The organism is Eilatimonas milleporae, from assembly GCF_003688555.1.
Taxonomy (GTDB): Bacteria; Pseudomonadota; Alphaproteobacteria; order Sphingomonadales; family Kordiimonadaceae; genus Eilatimonas; species Eilatimonas milleporae.
Map to the genome: position 1 here is coordinate 51,203 of NZ_REFR01000010.1, position 15,814 is coordinate 67,016.

12 protein-coding genes are annotated in these 15,814 nt (G+C 63.8%); 10 read left to right on the plus strand and 2 right to left on the minus strand.

The genetic code is table 11. From position 1 onward, the window contains the following. Window positions 1-202 precede the first annotated feature (202 nt). Window positions 203-2,413 carry a TonB-dependent siderophore receptor gene (locus BXY39_RS05105; RefSeq protein ID WP_121937786.1) on the minus strand — a complete coding sequence of 737 codons (2,211 nt, stop codon included), beginning with the start codon at window positions 2,411-2,413 and terminating at the stop codon, window positions 203-205. Window positions 2,414-2,926: 513 nt separating this feature from the next. Here BXY39_RS05105 and BXY39_RS05110 point away from each other — a divergent pair. The 3 genes from BXY39_RS05110 (at window position 2,927) to BXY39_RS05120 (ending at window position 7,130) form a co-directional block, all read left to right on the plus strand. Further along, a complete protein-coding gene (locus BXY39_RS05110) occupies window positions 2,927-3,514 on the plus strand; it encodes an RNA polymerase sigma factor (RefSeq protein WP_170163642.1) in 588 nt (195 codons plus the stop codon). A gap of 5 nt (window positions 3,515-3,519) precedes the next feature. Then, the gene (locus tag BXY39_RS05115; protein WP_121937788.1) at window positions 3,520-4,587 is read left to right on the plus strand and encodes a FecR family protein; all 1,068 of its coding nucleotides are present in this window, start codon (window positions 3,520-3,522) and stop codon (window positions 4,585-4,587) included. A 137-nt stretch (window positions 4,588-4,724) separates the two neighbouring features. Further along, complete coding sequence (locus BXY39_RS05120; protein ID WP_147453479.1) at window positions 4,725-7,130, plus strand: TonB-dependent receptor; 2,406 nt, start codon at window positions 4,725-4,727, stop codon at window positions 7,128-7,130. A 382-nt stretch (window positions 7,131-7,512) separates the two neighbouring features. Here BXY39_RS05120 and BXY39_RS05125 read toward each other — a convergent pair whose 3' ends face one another. Next, window positions 7,513-8,316 (minus strand): alpha/beta fold hydrolase, encoded by an 804-nt coding sequence (locus BXY39_RS05125; RefSeq protein ID WP_121937790.1) that lies wholly within the window; start codon window positions 8,314-8,316, stop codon window positions 7,513-7,515. Between the two features lie 292 nt (window positions 8,317-8,608). Between BXY39_RS05125 and BXY39_RS05130 the strand changes: the two genes are divergently transcribed. From BXY39_RS05130 to BXY39_RS05160, 7 genes are all read left to right on the plus strand, one after another. Further along, window positions 8,609-9,259 (plus strand): protein-S-isoprenylcysteine O-methyltransferase, encoded by a 651-nt coding sequence (locus BXY39_RS05130; protein WP_121938358.1) that lies wholly within the window; start codon window positions 8,609-8,611, stop codon window positions 9,257-9,259. Between the two features lie 294 nt (window positions 9,260-9,553). Further along, window positions 9,554-11,008 carry a coniferyl aldehyde dehydrogenase gene (locus tag BXY39_RS05135; protein ID WP_121937791.1) on the plus strand — a complete coding sequence of 485 codons (1,455 nt, stop codon included), beginning with the start codon at window positions 9,554-9,556 and terminating at the stop codon, window positions 11,006-11,008. A 138-nt stretch (window positions 11,009-11,146) separates the two neighbouring features. Beyond that, window positions 11,147-12,334, plus strand: a complete 1,188-nt coding sequence (locus tag BXY39_RS05140; RefSeq protein ID WP_121937792.1) for an iron-containing alcohol dehydrogenase — start codon at window positions 11,147-11,149, stop codon at window positions 12,332-12,334. A 170-nt stretch (window positions 12,335-12,504) separates the two neighbouring features. Further along, entirely contained in the window at window positions 12,505-12,891 is a 387-nt protein-coding gene (locus BXY39_RS05145) for an acyl-CoA thioesterase (protein WP_342779427.1), read from the plus strand. Window positions 12,892-12,912: 21 nt separating this feature from the next. After that, the gene (locus tag BXY39_RS05150) at window positions 12,913-13,728 is read left to right on the plus strand and encodes an SDR family NAD(P)-dependent oxidoreductase (protein WP_121937794.1); all 816 of its coding nucleotides are present in this window, start codon (window positions 12,913-12,915) and stop codon (window positions 13,726-13,728) included. A 183-nt stretch (window positions 13,729-13,911) separates the two neighbouring features. Next, window positions 13,912-14,685, plus strand: a complete 774-nt coding sequence (locus tag BXY39_RS05155; RefSeq protein WP_121937795.1) for a glucose 1-dehydrogenase — start codon at window positions 13,912-13,914, stop codon at window positions 14,683-14,685. Window positions 14,686-14,712: 27 nt separating this feature from the next. Next, window positions 14,713-15,783, plus strand: coding sequence for a phosphotransferase family protein (locus BXY39_RS05160; protein ID WP_121937796.1), 1,071 nt, complete (start codon window positions 14,713-14,715; stop codon window positions 15,781-15,783). Window positions 15,784-15,814 lie beyond the last annotated feature (31 nt).

Genomic DNA, 15,814 nt, shown 5'->3' on the forward strand with positions numbered 1-15,814 from the left:
CCGTACCGGTCTGGGTGAAAACAGCTTCAACCGGGTCATGCAAGTATAAATCGGAAATCGTCAGGCAGGTAAACGGCCCTGATTCCTGCCTGACGCCCTGATTCCTGCCTGACGCCCTGATTCCTGCCTGACGCCCTGATTCCTGCCTGACGATGGTGTGCTTTCGGTGACAATAGCGCACTTTCAGATTGAGTTTCTCGCGCTAGAAGTCAAAGGAAATCGATCCGAAGACCGTCCTGGGGGTCCCGAGGGCGATGCGCAACGGGTTGCCGATGGCCGGGAAAAACGCCTCATCGAACAGGTTTTTCGCGGCAACCTGGAACCGTATGATGCCGCCGTTGCGGACAAATGACGGGGCGGGAACGGTATACCAGACCGATGCATCCACCAGCGTGTAGGTGCCCAGTTCCAACGTATTGGCATTGTTGCCGAAGCGGTTGCCCTGGTGGAAGACCCCGCCGCCAAATCCCAGCCCTTCCAGCTTGCCGCCCTGCACCTCATAGGACGTATACAGATTGAAGGTGGTATCGGCGACGCCCTGTGGGCGGTTTCCGGTATCCAGTTCCGCATCCGTGTAGGCATAGGATGCGATGACATTCATTCCCGGTACCGGCTGACCGGTTATCGAGACCTCAACCCCGCGCGAGCTCTGCCCGTCGGCCAGAATGGGGGCGCCAAGCGGGTCGAAGCCCGTGACCACATTCACCTTTTCAATCCGATACAGGGCGACGGAGGTCTGCAGCCTGCCGTCGAAAAACTCTGCCTTGCCGCCGAACTCGATTTGCTCCCCGATTTCAGGGTCTATCGTGTCAACGGCACCAGTCACGTCGTCGACGGCCACATTGTTGGGTTCAAAGCTTTCCGAATAGGACGCGAAGACCGCGGCATTGTCCGTGATACGGTAGCTGACCCCCACTTGCGGTGTCAGGCCCGATGATCGCTGCGATGACTGTGTCGTGGCAAAAATCATGTCATCGTCGATCTCGCTGTAGCGGAAACCGACAAGGACCCCAAGCCTGTCGGTCACCTCGGTATAGCTGTTGAAGAAAACGCCCAGATCTTCGTCCAGGAAACTGTCAACATTCACGCCGTCCACGCTGAAGGTGTCCGGCAGGGTGTAAAGGGGGTTCTGGATGTTGAACAGCGGGACGGTGACGCCATCCGACTGCGCGCCGCGCACGAACTGACGGGTTTGCTCGGAATCCAGATAGTCGGCGCCGAAGGAAATGCGGTGGGTCAGTGACCCTGTTTTGATCTCGCCGGTGACGATCAGGTTCAGATACAGGGCCTCCGTATCCCTGTTGCGGCTTCCATCGAGACGCCTTGCCAGAAACACCTGATCGGTCGGGTCATCGAAGACGCCGGCAAAATCAAACAGGTTCGGGGCCAGCGCGAAACCGTCCGCCGTGATCGGGGCATCGGCATCGAAAACAAAGGCCTGAAGGGGCCGTGACTGAAGATCGTCGGCGCTGCTGTCTTCAAAGCCGAAGGCAAACCGCACGCCCCACGTCTCTGAAAAGTCATGCGACACCGTGGCTTCATAAAAGCTGAAATCGCTTTCGGAACTCTCGAACGGACTGCCGAAGCGCCGGCCGATCGGAATGTCCAGGATTTCATTGACAATCGCCAGGCCGTCGGGGGTCGGCACGGCAATGGTACCGCGGTCCAACGGTCTGGATTCGTTGCGGAATTCGTAGGCAAGTTCCAGTTGCGTGCGGTCCGTCACCTGAAACCGCGCGGAAACCGCCACCGCGTCCCGAACAATTTCAGTAAAATCGCGGAAGCTCTCGGCATCCTGGGTGGAGGCCACAACGCGCAGGCTGATGTCGTCGTTGACCGGTTGCGAGTAATCCAGCAAGGCCAGGGTGTCTTCAAAACTGCCGTACCGCAGTTCACCGGAAATCCGCTGTTCCTCCAGCGGCCGCTTCGTGACGATGTCGACAATACCGCCGGGCTCCACCCGCCCGTAACGGATGGATGCCGGTCCACGGATGACCTGCGTATATTCGATGTTGATCAGATTGGTCCGGAAATTGGTTTGCCGCCGGAAACCGTTGCGGTAGACCGCATTGCGGCGAAAGCCGCGCAGGAAGAAATCATCATTTGTCCCGCCGAAGCCATCGCCGTCCGCGATACCCGGCACATTCCTCAGGGCCTCCTGCAGGTCGGTGATCTTTCTGTCCAGGATCAACTGTTCGGGCAGGATCGTGACATTGCGCGGATTTTCAAGGAAATCGAGATCAAGACCGGTGACCGGATCGCCCTCACTGACGATGTAGCGGGACTGCGGTGTACCGACGACGACGATCTCATCGATATCGTCGTCCCTTTCCTCCGTATCGGCATCCTGCGCGGACAGCGTGCCGGTCAGTGCGGTGGAACCGATGAGCAAACCGATCAAACAACTACGCATTTCTATAAGCTTCCTGATTAAAGATGTGCGTGTTTATCTGTTAATGATAATCATTGTCAACAAGGAATCGTGCCGGGACCGAGGCTCCCGATCCGGGAAATCGTCACTCCGGCGCCCATAACAGCTGGATTGACACGCGACAGCGCGTCGCGGATGAGTAAAGGCCGATGGATAAAGTGCGGATACAGCCTTTCCGGATCAGGTAAAGACGACGCATGAAGACGATGACGTTCGCTTTTTTGATAGGAAATACCGCACCGGCACGAACGCAGTTCGAACCGGTGCCGGAAGCGCGACCGCGCCCCGCCCGGTCAGGGCGCCCCCGCGGAGCGGATCGCGATTGCGATCCTGGCGTGAGCGCACATAACAGCCCCAGGCGTCATTTTCCCCAATTTTGCTCCCCCAGGGCGCGACCGCGCCCCGCCCGGTCAGGGCGCCCCCGCGGAGCGGATCGCGATTGCGATCCTGGCGTGAGCGCAAAAACCCTGCCGGCACCCGGCCATGATTGACCATATGGGCAAGGCGGACGCTGTGTCATCATTTGCAAAGCGGGACGAGGACTGCCCCGGCGGCACGCACGATGCCGCCGCCGAAGACCCGCTGGCCGTGCTCTATCATGAGTACCGCGCGGAGCTGTCAGCCGGAATTCGCCGGCTGTTCGGCGACGGCCCGCCGGACCCGGACGATGTCGCCCAGGACGCGTTCCATAAGGTCTATGAGCGCGGCGACACCGCCTCGATCCGAAATCTGAAAGCTTTCTTGTGGCGTACGGCGCGCAACATTGTTCTTGTCGCCAAGAGAAAAGACGACATCCGATCCAAACTCGATTTTGAGGTCGAACAGCTTTTTTTCCCGCTGAAGGGTGACATTTCGACGCCTGAAACAATCATTATAGCGAAAGAGCAACTGCGCGCGATCAATGACCTGCTTCGGAGCATGCCTGAGAAACGGCGCCGGGCCCTGATGCTCTACCGAGTCGAAGGGCTGCCCCTCGTGGAAGTGGCCCGCCGGCTCGGGATCAGCCGTACCGCGGTCACAAAGCACATCAGCCGGGCGCAAATGCAGATCAATGCGCTCTTCCTGGACGCTTCCGGGGATTGAACGCCATGGACACCAGATTGAAACCGGAAACGGAGAAACTGTTACAGGCATCCCACGACTGGATGCTGCGTCTGGAAGATCCGCGTGCAACGGACGAGGACCGCCGGCGCTTTCAGGATTGGCTGGACGCCGACCCCCGCCATCGGGACATCTATGATCGGGCGATTACGTTCCGCGAGGCGTTCGGCCGGCTGTCGAAAGACGATTTCGATGATGATCTGCGTCGTCCGTCATGGCGTGAACGGTTCACGGCCGCCTCCGACCGGGCCCGTGGCCTGTCGGAGGCGGCCAGGGCGCGCGCCGCCTTCGCGGGGGTCCTGGCGGTCGTGGCAGCGGTCGCCGTGATACTTCCGATCGTCAGCGGGCTGCCCGAGAGCATGCCCGTCTCGGCTCTCGTGAGCGCAACCCACGCCAGCGGCACCGGTGAGACAAAGCGTGTCACCCTTGCCGACGGCACGCAGGTGACGCTCAGCGCATCGACGACCATCGTGGCGGCGTATTTCCTCGATAAAAGGCATGTCCGGCTGACAGGTGGCGCCGCTTTTTTCGATGTGGCGCCGGACAGGGCGCGGCCCTTCTCGGTGGAGGCGGGCGCCCTGACGGCAACGGCGCTGGGTACGGAATTCGATGTGCGCAGCAGCGCCGGCGTGTTCCGGGTCGCGGTCGCCGAGGGCGCGGTCGAGGTCAGTTTCCCGCTCATCCTGAACGGTCGGGCGACATCCCTGGTGACCAGGCGCAGTCTCAACGCCGGCCAGAAGGTGTCCGCGACCAGTGACGCGGGCCTGGGCGCCGTCTCCGGTGTTGACCCGGCCAATGTGGCGGCATGGCGCGCCGGCCGGCTGGTATATAGCGGTGCGTCCATTGCGGAACTGGTCGGCGATGCGAACCGCTATTCGACGATACCGATAGAGATCGATCCCGACGCGCCCGGTATCGCCGATTTCGAGGTCAGGGGGGCGTTTGTCGGCAGTGATATCGACCATCTGCTCATGTCCATCGCCGATATTCACCCCATCGTCATCGACCGGTCCGACCCGGACAGGATCGTTCTGCGGCGGCGGCACGGCGCATAAGACGCCGGATTTTCGACGATTTGATCTTTCGGAATTTTTTCACCGGTCAAGGTGTCATTTTCGGCCCCTCATTAATCATTGGGATGAAAGTGCGATTGATGCGCAGTCGCATTCTGAATGCTTGAAGGGCAGAAAGCGTGAAGACTTCCACTCGACACACATGGGGCAGGACGGCGCTGATCGGCGTCGTGACCGCAATCGCAATCACCGGCGCGTCGCCGGGCGCTCATACGCAGGAAGACGCCGTCATCGGAACTGTCAGAAGCGTCCGTATGGCGCCGCAGCCGCTCGGCGATGCACTCATCCTTCTGTCCGACATCTATCAGGTCAGCATTTTCGCGGATGAGGCGCTTGTACGGGGGAAACGTTCCGGACCCTTGAGCGGTGACCACGCCCTGAAGGACGCGCTGGCGCGTGTTCTGGACGGGACCGGTCTGACGGCCAGTCGGTCCCGAAACGGGGCCTATGTCATCTCGCGGCGGGCCGTACCGCCGGACGACCCCTCGTCGCGGCCTGTGTCCGGCGACACCGGTCAGCCCCCGGTTACGGAGCTGATCATTGTCTACGGCGAACGCCAGCGGCGCTCCCTGAACGAAACGCTGTCCAGCGTCAGCATCCTGGGGGCCGACGCCATCGAGGAGGCGGCGCAGAACAGCGTCTATGAAGCGGTCACCGGGCTGCCCAATGTCGCCTATGTCGCCGGCAACGGTTTTCCCGCGATCCGCGGCCAGGCGTCGACGCCCGTCGGAACCAGCCTCGGCAACTCTGTCCTGAGCGGCGTCCAGCCGCGGACATTGCTGATCATCGATGATTTCGCCCGTGCGGCAAGCTGGCCCAACACCGCTTACACGTCTCTTTTCGATGTGGAGCAAGTCGAAGTGTTCCGTGGCCCGCAATCGACCCTGCGCGGACGAAACGCCATTTCCGGCGCTTTCATCATCCATACGCAGGACCCCTCCTTTGAGGCCGAGGGCCGCGCGGTCGTCGAGGGAACCTACAACGAATTCACCGAGTTCGGGTATCGCCTCGGCGGTGCCGTATCCGCGCCGCTGGTATCCAATCAGGTCGCCGCCCGCATCGGTGTGCAGCACCAGATCGACAACGATGTCTATGAGGATTTTCTGCCCGGCACATATACGGGCACGGCCGATGTCGAAGATGTGCGCAAGATCGAAACAACGGCGATCAACGGCAAGCTGCTCATAACGCCGAAGGCGGTCCCGGATCTTGAGGTCAATTTGACCGCCTCCTATGTTGAGGGCATCACGAACCTCAATCCCGGCCTGATCGCCGGGCCCGACGCCGGCGCCGACTTTGACGACCGGTTCTACGGTCTGGTGGGGGATGTGCGGATCGTTGACTTCGACTCCCGGTTTTACGGCTTGGACGCAACCTATTATTTTACCGATACGGCATCGCTCCAACTGCTGGTGAGTTATGGCGAAGACGATTATCAGACCAATGAAGACCGGTCGTCTTCCAGCGTGGTTTTCAATCCATCCGAAGATACGGTGTTCACCGCCGAGACGGTTTTCAGGCTGGGCGCTGAGGACGGTTTCATCAACGGGCTGACGGGGCTGGCATATGCGCAAACCGAAACACGGCTTGACTCGGTCGCATTCGGTGCATTTCCACTAACCGCCGATACGGTGACCGACACCTATTCCCTCTATTCCGACGTCCGGATCAATCCCACCGACCGGCTGGAGCTGACCCTGGGCGGCCGGGTTCTGCATACGGAACAGATTCGAAGCTTTTTCTTCTTCTCGCCCCTGATCGCCGACGAGGAATTCGATGACACCGCCATCCTGCCGCAGGTCGGCGTATTGTACCGGCTGAATGATGAACAAAGCCTCGGCCTGTCGGTGCGGCGCGGATACAGCGACGGTGCCCGCGCGCCCAACACGGTCCTTGCGACATCCTTCGCCTTTGATCCCGAATTCGTTTGGACGGTCGAGGGAACATACCGCCTTGTCTCGTCGGACGGGCGTTTCACACTCGCGGCGACGGCATTCTACAATGATTACAGGGATCAGCAGTTCAATGTTCAGGTGACGGCGTCCCCCATCTCGTTTGAGACCATCAATCTTCCCGCATCGCGCTCCTACGGGTTTGAGCTTGAAACCACGCTGGAGGTGCGGGACGACCTGTCCCTGACGGCAGGTCTCGGTCTCCTGGATACCAAGGTGACGGAAACGGCCCCTGTCGGCTTTACCGTCGAAGAGGGCAATGAATTCGGCCTCGATCCGGACATCAGCCTGAACATCGGTGTCGACTGGCGTCCGACCGACCGGATCGGGTTCGACGGCCGTCTTTCTTATGTGGGCGAATATTTTAGCACCGTGACAAACACCCCCGGAGACGAGGCCGGCGACTATTTTCTCCTCGACCTGGGCGCAACCGCCGATCTGGGGCCTGTAACGGCCCGTATCTTCGTCCAGAACGTCACCGACGAACTGGCGTTCACGTCCCGCTTTCAGAACCTGAATGCCAATGTCACCCAGCCGCGAACGGTCGGCATAACGCTGTCCGCCGATTTCTAGGGCGACCCCGGCGGTCCCGCAGGCGCTCGGCCCGCCCTCACGCAGGGCAGGCCGCCCCCTCGCACTTGCACTCCCTAGGACGCGCGCCGCCCTAGCGGAGCGGGCCGTGATAACGGCCCTTGCGTGAGCGCAAAAACTGATCCCCAAGCGAGATTTTTCAAACCCGACCTCCCCAGGGCGCGACGGCGCCCCGGCCGGCCAGGCCGCCCTAGCGGAGCGGGCCGTGATAACGGCCCTTGCGTGAGCGCAAACAACGGACACAGGAAGACTATCTCAAACCGGACACCCTAGGGCGCGACTGCGCCTCGGCCGGTCAGGCCGCCCCTGCGTGAGCGCAAAAATCTCCACGCGCAAAAAACCAAACCCCACCCCGCCGGTGGCTTCAGCCCTCCGGCTGCGCAAGTCGTTCGGCCATCTCGCGCAGTGTCGCATCGCTGGCCATGTGGGAAGGGTCCGCCTGTATGTGCCAGGCGGCGTTCGGCAGGCCGTCGGCGGACAGGCGTGCGGCGGCATAGGGCACAAGATCATCGGCCTGCGCATGCCACAGATCGACCGGGCACCGTACGGCGCCCGGCGGAAAGCCCCAGTCGCGCGCCTGCAGCCTGGCTTCCCGCGCCGGGCCGGCCACATCCTGTGCCAGGATGGCCGTCAGCGCCGCGGACAGTCCGGCATGGTCCGCGAACCGCGCCGCCATGGTCTCACAGAATATCCGGAACTCGTCCCGCAGCGCGGTTTCGCCGGCCGTGGCATAGCGCGCATAGGAAGCCTGGCCATCCTCGGGATAGGCGGCAAGCACGGCTTCCATACCGATGAACGGCACGCCGGAGAGAATGCAAAGACGGCCGGCCCGGTCGGCCATGCCGGCGCTCAGGGCATAGGTATAGGGTGCCCCGGCCGACACGCCGACCGCATCGAACCGCCCGGTGATGCCGAGTGCCTCCAGCACCGGCGCGATCATGGCGGGCCAGTCGGCAATCCGGTCCATCGCCATCGGCGGTGTTTGCCCGTAACCGGGGCGCTCGATGACAATCCATTCAAGGCCGTGGTCTTCCCCCAAGGCTGTCATGCGCGGATCAAGTGCCGCGTCCCCGATCAGACCGTGATGCACCAGAACCGGCCGGCCGCCGGCCCGGCCCGATCGACCGTATCCCCAGAGTGTCCCGTCCGCTGTGGTCAGTGTCGGCATCCGTCTTGTCCCGCAGGTCCGGCTCCCGACCGGACACTCCGTGCTATATGCCATGGCACACGGTTTGACCATGGCCGCGACGGTCTCAAGGATACGATACAGACTTCAGGGGCGGGGAATAGGGGGCATGCGGCCTCACGGCCTCGCCTGGCGTCATGCCGTCGGTCGGGATTTTTGGATGGGCAGGGTCAGCTTCGCGGTCAATATGATATTGACACTTATTAGCGTTTTGATCACCATTCTGATTTCCGCCGCCACTGTTCATACGGGCCGGCCATGGGGAGACGCTGCCATGAAGACGGCAATCCGGCTTTTCGCCACCGCTATTTTGTTGGGTGTGCTGGGCGTCATCGTCTGGCGCTTGCCGGTGAACGGTTGGGGGTCACTTGTCTGGGTGGCCTCGATCGTTCTGCTGACGGTTTTGCGCATGCCCCACGCCCGGCAAACAAAGACCAACACGATCACCGACAAGCACGCCGTTTCGCTCGAACGGGTTCTGCTGGCACTGGTGGCGATCGGCGGGACGTTCGTGCCGCTCATTCATCTTGCCACCGGTTTTTTTGCCTTTGCCAATTACCGCCTGCCGGATTGGGCGGTGATCGTCGGTGCCGCCATTCTGGTGCCGGCCTATTGGCTGTTCTGGCGCAGCCATGCCGATCTCGGCCTGAACTGGAGCGTCACCACGGAACTCCGGGCGCAGCATGATCTGGTCACATCCGGGGTCTATGAACGCATCCGCCATCCCATGTATGCGGCGATCTGGCTGATTTTTCTCGTCCAGCCCCTGTTCATCCACAACTGGATTGCTGGCCTGTCCGGCCCGCTCGCCTTCGCTGTCATGTATTTCGTCCGCGTGCCCTATGAAGAGGTTATGATGCGTGAACGCTTCGGCGAGGCCTATGACGCCTATTGCAAACGCTCGGGACGCCTCTTTCCCCGTTAAGGCCATGTCCTCCGCCGTGAGCGCAAACCCCGGACACAGGAAATATCTCAACCCGGGCCCCGGCCGGCCAGGCCGCCCTAGCGGAGCGGGCCGTGATAACGGCCCTTGCGTGAGCGCAAATCCAACACCGGACAGGGCGCCCTAGCGGAGCGGGCCGTGACATGCGGCCCCTGCGTGAGCGCCAATACCCAACAGCGCCAAACCCCGACACCCTCTTTTTTGGACTTGGCAGTCCAGAGTGGCGCCGATACTCTCATGACAGGTGGGAGTTCGATCAGACAGGGGAGACGGGACATGGACGGCACATCACAGGCATCCGGCTCTGACGCCGCGGCGATTGCCGGCCTCCTCAAACGTCAGCGCGAAAGCTATCTGGCCGACGGTCTGCCGGACGCCGAGGTGCGGCGGGATCGTCTGTCGCGCGCGCGCATGGCGCTGATGTCCAACCGCGACGAGTTTATCGCCGCCGTGTCGGAGGATTTCGGCAACCGGTCGGCCGAGACCACGCTGTTCGCCGATGTGGTGCCGTCCAACGGCGCCCTCGGCGACGCGCTCGACCATGTGGCGCGGTGGATGAAGCCGGAAAAGCGCGGCCTGATGTTCCCCCTTGGCCTGCTGGGCGCGCGGGGGCGGGTCATGCACCAGCCCAAGGGCGTGTGCGGCCTGATCACGCCGTGGAATTTCCCCCTGACCATGGTTTTCGTGCCGCTGGCACAGATGCTGGCGGCCGGCAACCGGGTGTGCATCAAGCCGTCCGAGCACACGCCGAAAACCTCGGCCCTGTTCGCCGACGTGCTCAGCGCCGCCTTCACCGACACCGAGGTCGCCGTGGTCACCGGCGGGGTCGACACCTCGCAGGCTTTTGCCGCCCAGCCCTGGGACCATCTGATGTTCACCGGCGCGCCGGCGGTGGGCAAGCTGATCATGCGCGCGGCCAGCGAGCATCTGACCCCGGTGACGCTGGAGCTTGGCGGCAAAAGCCCGGCCATCATCGGACGCGGCGCCAAGCTGGCCGACGCGGCCGAGCGCATCGCCACCATGAAACTGATGAATGCCGGCCAGATCTGTCTGGCGCCCGATTATGTCTCCATCGATGCCGAGCGGCGCGACGAATTCGCCGCCCTGTACGAGGACAAGGTGCGGGCCATGTATCCCACCATGCTGGGCAATGACCAGTACACCTCGATCATATCGCGGCGCCACCGCGACCGGCTGGAAGGCTATCTGGATGATGCGCGGGACAAGGGCGCGGATGTGCGCGTCATCAGCCCCGAAGGCGAGGATTTCGCCGGCCAGAACCAGGCCAACAAGGTGCCGCCCGCCCTGGTGCTGGACCCGTGCGACGACATGCGCGTGATGCAGGAGGAAATCTTCGGCCCCATCCTGCCGGTGCGCACCCATGCCGCCACCGATGAGGTCATCGACTATGTCAATGCCCGCGAGCGGCCGCTCGCCCTCTATTATTTCGGCCGCGACAGGGCCGAGGAAACCCGCATTCTTGAGCGCACCACCTCCGGCGGCGTCACCGTCAACGACATATTGTGGCACGGCTCGCAGGAAAATCTGCCCTTCGGCGGTGTCGGCAACAGCGGCATGGGCCGCTATCACGGCTATGACGGGTTTCTGGAGTTTTCCCACCGGAAATCGGTCATGCACATGCCGTCCATGAGCATCGGCCGCCTGCTCGGCATCGTGCCGCCCTACACCGAAAAGCTGACCAAGGCGATGGCCCGCCAGTTGAAATCCTGAGCGGTCGTTTGTTAAGGGACGGGTGTCGGCGCGTCTCAAGGATAACACCAGGGTAATCAGGACAGCCGGAGAAGCCTTTACAGCCTGACCCGGCAGGGTGCTGACCCAGATAGCGGACCCAGGCAGCGGACGGGAACAATGACCGATTTCACTTTCAAAACAGTGCCCGACATCGTGGTCGAGGACGGCGCGGCGCAGCGGCTGGCCGCCCTGCTGGCCGACCGGTTTGTGTCCACGGGCTGTCACGGCGCCATGACCGGCTCGGCGCCGCGCCGCGTCCTGATCGTCAGTGATCCGGGGATCGCGGCCTGCGGTCTGCTGGCGCCGGTGGCGGACGCGCTGACGGCCGGCGGTTTCGCTGTGACCCCCTTTACCGGTGTCGGCGCCGACCCGGACGAGGCGCAGGTGCTGGCGGCAACGGACGCCGGGCGCCGGGCCGGGGCGGACATCGTCATCGGTTTCGGCGGCGGCAGTTCCATGGATGTGGCCAAGCTGACCGCCTGCCTGATCGCCGGGGACCAGCCCTTGTCCGCCATGTACGGCGTCGGCAACGCGGTGGGCCCGCGCCTGCCGCTGGTGCAGGTGCCGACCACGGCCGGCACCGGGTCCGAGGTCACGCCGATTGCCATCGTCACCACCGGTAAGACGACGAAAATGGGCGTGGTCGCCCCGGTGCTCTACGCCGATCTGGCGGTGATCGACGCGGCGCTGACCCTCGGCCTGCCGCGCGCGCAGACGGCGGCCACCGGGATTGACGCCATGGTCCACGCGATCGAGGCCTACACCAGCGCCCGGCTGAAAAATCCGGTCTCGGACGCGCTGGCCGTGCGGGCGCTCGGCCTGCTGGCCGGTGCCATCGGCACGGCCTGCGACAAGGGCGGCGACCTGTCCGCCCGGCGCGACATGCTGCTCGGCGCCATGATGGCGGGGCAGGCCTTTGCCAATGCGCCGGTGGCGGCGGTGCATGCGTTGGCCTATCCGCTCGGCGGGCATTTCCATGTCTGTCACGGCCTGTCGAACAGCCTGGTCCTGCCGCATGTGCTGCGTTTCAACATGCCGGCGGCGCGGTCTTCCTACGGCGAGCTGGCCGTCGCCGCCGGACTGAGCGGGGACAGCACGGCCGCGCGCGCCGGGGCCCTGGTCGACTGGCTGGCCGGTTTGCCCGCCGCCCTTGGTATTGAAAGCCGTCTGCGCGATGTCGGCGTGGCGCAAGACGCCGTGCCCCTTTTGGCGGCGGACGCCATGTTGCAGACCCGTCTGCTGGTCAACAACCCGCGCGAGGTCAGCGAGGCCGACGCCCGCGCCATTTACGAGGCCGCGTGGTGAGTGTGGGCCAGGACAACGCCGGCCAAAACAACGCGGGCCAGGACAGCGCGGGCCAAAACAACGCCGGGCAGGGCAGTGCTGGTCAGGACAGTGCTGGTCAGGGCAGTGCCGCCGGCGGCCGGGACGGTCGTGACCCCCGCCCGCGCGCCGCCTATCCGGCGGCCCACGGCATCACCACCCGCTGGCATGACAATGACATCTACGGCCATGTCAACAATGTGGTCTATTACAGTTTCTTCGACACGGCGGTGAACCGCTTCCTCATCGACCGGGGCGTGCTGGACATCCACGGGGGCGCCGAAATCGGTCTGGTGGTGGAAACCGGCTGCCGGTATTTCCAGCCGCTGGCCTTCCCCGACGATGTGACCGCCGGCATCGGCGTGGCGCATCTGGGCCGGTCCAGTGTGCGCTATGAGATCGGGCTGTTCCGCGCCGGCGAGGACCTGCCGGCGGCCGAGGGCTTTTTCGTCCATGTCTATGTCGACCGTCAGACGCGGCGCCCGGCGCCGCTCAGCGACGGTCTGCGCGCGGCGCTCGCCGCCATTCAGTTCCGTTAACACGCGAGAGGGGAGTATCAGGTGGATGTAAAGAACAAGGTCGTCGTCGTCACCGGCGGCGCCAGCGGGATCGGCAAGGCGCTTGTCGAACTGTTCGCGGCCGAGGGCGCGGCCCATGTGGTCGCGGCGGATCTGGACGGCGACGGTGCCGCCGCCGTGGCCGATGCCGCCGGCCCGTCCGTCAGCGGCGCCCGCCTCGACGTCACCGACGAGGACGCCGTGCGCGCCCTGGTCACGGATATCGAGACCGAACACGGCCCCGTCGATCTCTATGTGTCCAACGCCGGCATCCTGTTTTCCGACGCGCCGGACTGGACGGTGATCAGCCAGACCAACGCCCAGTGGCGGAAAATCTGGTCCGTCAATGTCTTCGCCCATATTCTCGCCTGCCGGGCGGTGCTGCCGGGCATGATCGCCCGCGCGAAAGAGGGGGCCGGGACCGGCTTCCTCGTGACCGCCTCGGCCGCCGGTCTCCTCAGCCAGATCGGCGACAGTGCCTATTCCACCACCAAGCATGCCGCCGTGGGCTTTGCCGAAAGCCTGGCCATCACCCACGGCGATGACGGTCTCTATGTGGGGGTTCTGTGCCCGCAGGCGGTCGACACCCCGATGATCGGTGAGGCCCGCGAAAGCTCGGCCGCCGTGGACGGCATCTTGCCGGCGGACGAGGTGGCGCGCCGCACCCTGGCCGCCATGCGCGACGGCGCCTTCATGATCCGCCCGCACGATAAGGTCGCCGGCTATTTTCAGATGAAGGCGGCCGACTATGACCGCTGGGTCGGCGGCATGCGCAAGCTGCGCCGGATGCAGATGGAGAAGACCGGGCGCCCCATCTAGACACTTTTTTACCTGGGTTGCCTGGGTTTGCCTCGGGTTGCCTGGGGTTATCATGGGGGGACCGGCCCCCGGACCCGTCCCCGCGCCCGCCTCGAAAGGGGGCTGGCGGGGGACACGGACGATATTGAGACGGTATCAACATTTCCATCTGCCGACAGGGCAGGGATGTAAGGGAGGGACGGCATGGCCGCGGACTATGGCAATCTTTTGGACTTTACGGGCAAGGTGATTTTCGTCAGCGGCGCCTCGCGCGGTATCGGCGAGGCGGTGGCCCGCGCCTTTGCCGCCAATGGCGGCGAGGTCGTCGTCTCCTCCCGCGACGCGGAGGCCTGCGAAAAGGTCGCCGCCGCCATCCGCGCGAACGGCGGCAAGGCCCACGCCAAGGCCTGCCACGCCGGCCGCATGGATGATATCGAGGCCGCCTTTGCCTGGATTGACGACACCTTCGGCCGCATCGACGTGCTGGTCAATTGCGGCGGCACCAACCCCTATTACGGACCCATCGGCGAAACGCCCGAAACGGCGTATGACAAGACCTTCGACGTCAATCTCAAGGGGCCCTTCTATCTGTCGTCCGCCGCCGTCAGCCGGATGAAGACGGCCAAAAGCGGGGCAATCGTCAATGTGGCCTCCATCAACGGCCTGACACCGGGGCATCTGCAGGGCGTCTATTCCATGACCAAGGCCGCCATGATCAACATGACCAAGGCGTTCGCCCGCGAATACGGGCCCGACGGCATCCGCGTCAACGCCATCTGCCCCGGTCTGGTGGAAACCCGCATGACCCAGGTCTTCACCGAGAATGAGGCGGCGCTGCGCGAATACACCGCCCAGTTCCCGCTGCGCCGCGCCGGCCAGCCGGCCGACATGGTCGGCGGTGTCCTCTATCTGGCCAGCGACGCCGCCGCCTACACCACCGGCACCACGCTGGTGATGGACGGCGGCCACACCGCCTGAACATGCGCCAAGGGGAGGGAGTGAGCAATGACTGACATGAACGCAACCATAGACGTGCGCGAGGGCGAGGAACTGGAGCCCGGCGTGATCGACCCGGTGATCAAGGCCCATATCGACGGCCTGACCGGCCTGCCGGCCATCCGCCAGTTTCCGGGCGGGCAGTCCAACCTGACCTATGCCATCGACTATCCGGAAAAAAAGCTGGTGCTGCGGCGCCCGCCCTTCGGCACCAAACCCAAATCGGGCCACAGCATGATCCGCGAGTTTCGCGTCATGAACGCCCTGCGTCCGGTGTTTCCGGCGGTGCCCGTCACCTATTTCCACATGACGGACGCCGACAGCCCGCTCGGTGCGGAATTTTACGTCATGGAAAATGTGCCCGGCTACAAGCTCGGGCGCACCCTGCCGCCGGAGCTGAATTTCACCGAGGAGGACACGCGCAAGCTGGGCCTGACCTTTTTCGACACGCTGATCGACCTGCACCGCGTCGACTACAAGGCCATCGGCCTCGGCGATTTCGGCCGGCCCGAAGGCTATGTGGAACGCCAGATCAAGGGCTGGAACAACCGCTATGAGCGGGTCATCACCGACGATGTCGAGGCCTTCGCCGATGTCCGCGCCTGGCTGGAGGACAACATGCCGCCGGGCGAGGTCGGCCATGCCATCGTCCACGGCGACTACCGGCTGGACAATGTCATCCTCAACCCCGACAACCCCTTCCGCATCGACGCGGTGCTGGACTGGGAAATCTCCGCCCTTGGTGATCCGCTGATGGACCTGGGCAACACGCTCGCCTACTGGATCGAGGCCACCGACCCGCCGGAGATGCGCGCCCTCAGCATGCAGCCCTGCGCCGCCCCCGGCATGCCGACCCGCGCCGAGATTATCGCCCTGTACGGCGAGCGCACCGGCCTCGACCTCAAGGGCTTCGATTATTATCTGGTCTACGGCGTGTTTCGCCTGGCGGTGATCCTGCAGCAGATCTATTACCGCTATTATCACGGGCAGACGAAAAACCCCCGCTTCGCCGTCATGGGTCAGTCCGTCAATGTCCTCGGCGCCCACGCCCGCCGCCTGATCGAGACCAGCGGCATCTGACGCACCGAAAGCCCGTGCCTCTCCGCGTTGG

What these genes read in the sequence shown, in the direction of transcription:
- BXY39_RS05135 (WP_121937791.1), top strand. Translation starts at nt 9,554, where the DNA reads ATGGACGGCACATCACAGGCATCCGGCTCTGACGCCGCGGCGATTGCC.
- BXY39_RS05155 (WP_121937795.1), top strand. Translation starts at nt 13,912, where the DNA reads ATGGCCGCGGACTATGGCAATCTTTTGGACTTTACGGGCAAGGTGATT.
- BXY39_RS05130 (WP_121938358.1), top strand. Translation starts at nt 8,609, where the DNA reads ATGAAGACGGCAATCCGGCTTTTCGCCACCGCTATTTTGTTGGGTGTG.
- BXY39_RS05110 (WP_170163642.1), top strand. Translation starts at nt 2,927, where the DNA reads ATGGGCAAGGCGGACGCTGTGTCATCATTTGCAAAGCGGGACGAGGAC.
- BXY39_RS05125 (WP_121937790.1), bottom strand. Translation starts at nt 8,316, where the DNA reads ATGCCGACACTGACCACAGCGGACGGGACACTCTGGGGATACGGTCGA.
- BXY39_RS05115 (WP_121937788.1), top strand. Translation starts at nt 3,520, where the DNA reads ATGGACACCAGATTGAAACCGGAAACGGAGAAACTGTTACAGGCATCC.
- BXY39_RS05160 (WP_121937796.1), top strand. Translation starts at nt 14,713, where the DNA reads ATGACTGACATGAACGCAACCATAGACGTGCGCGAGGGCGAGGAACTG.
- BXY39_RS05140 (WP_121937792.1), top strand. Translation starts at nt 11,147, where the DNA reads ATGACCGATTTCACTTTCAAAACAGTGCCCGACATCGTGGTCGAGGAC.
- BXY39_RS05105 (WP_121937786.1), bottom strand. Translation starts at nt 2,413, where the DNA reads ATGCGTAGTTGTTTGATCGGTTTGCTCATCGGTTCCACCGCACTGACC.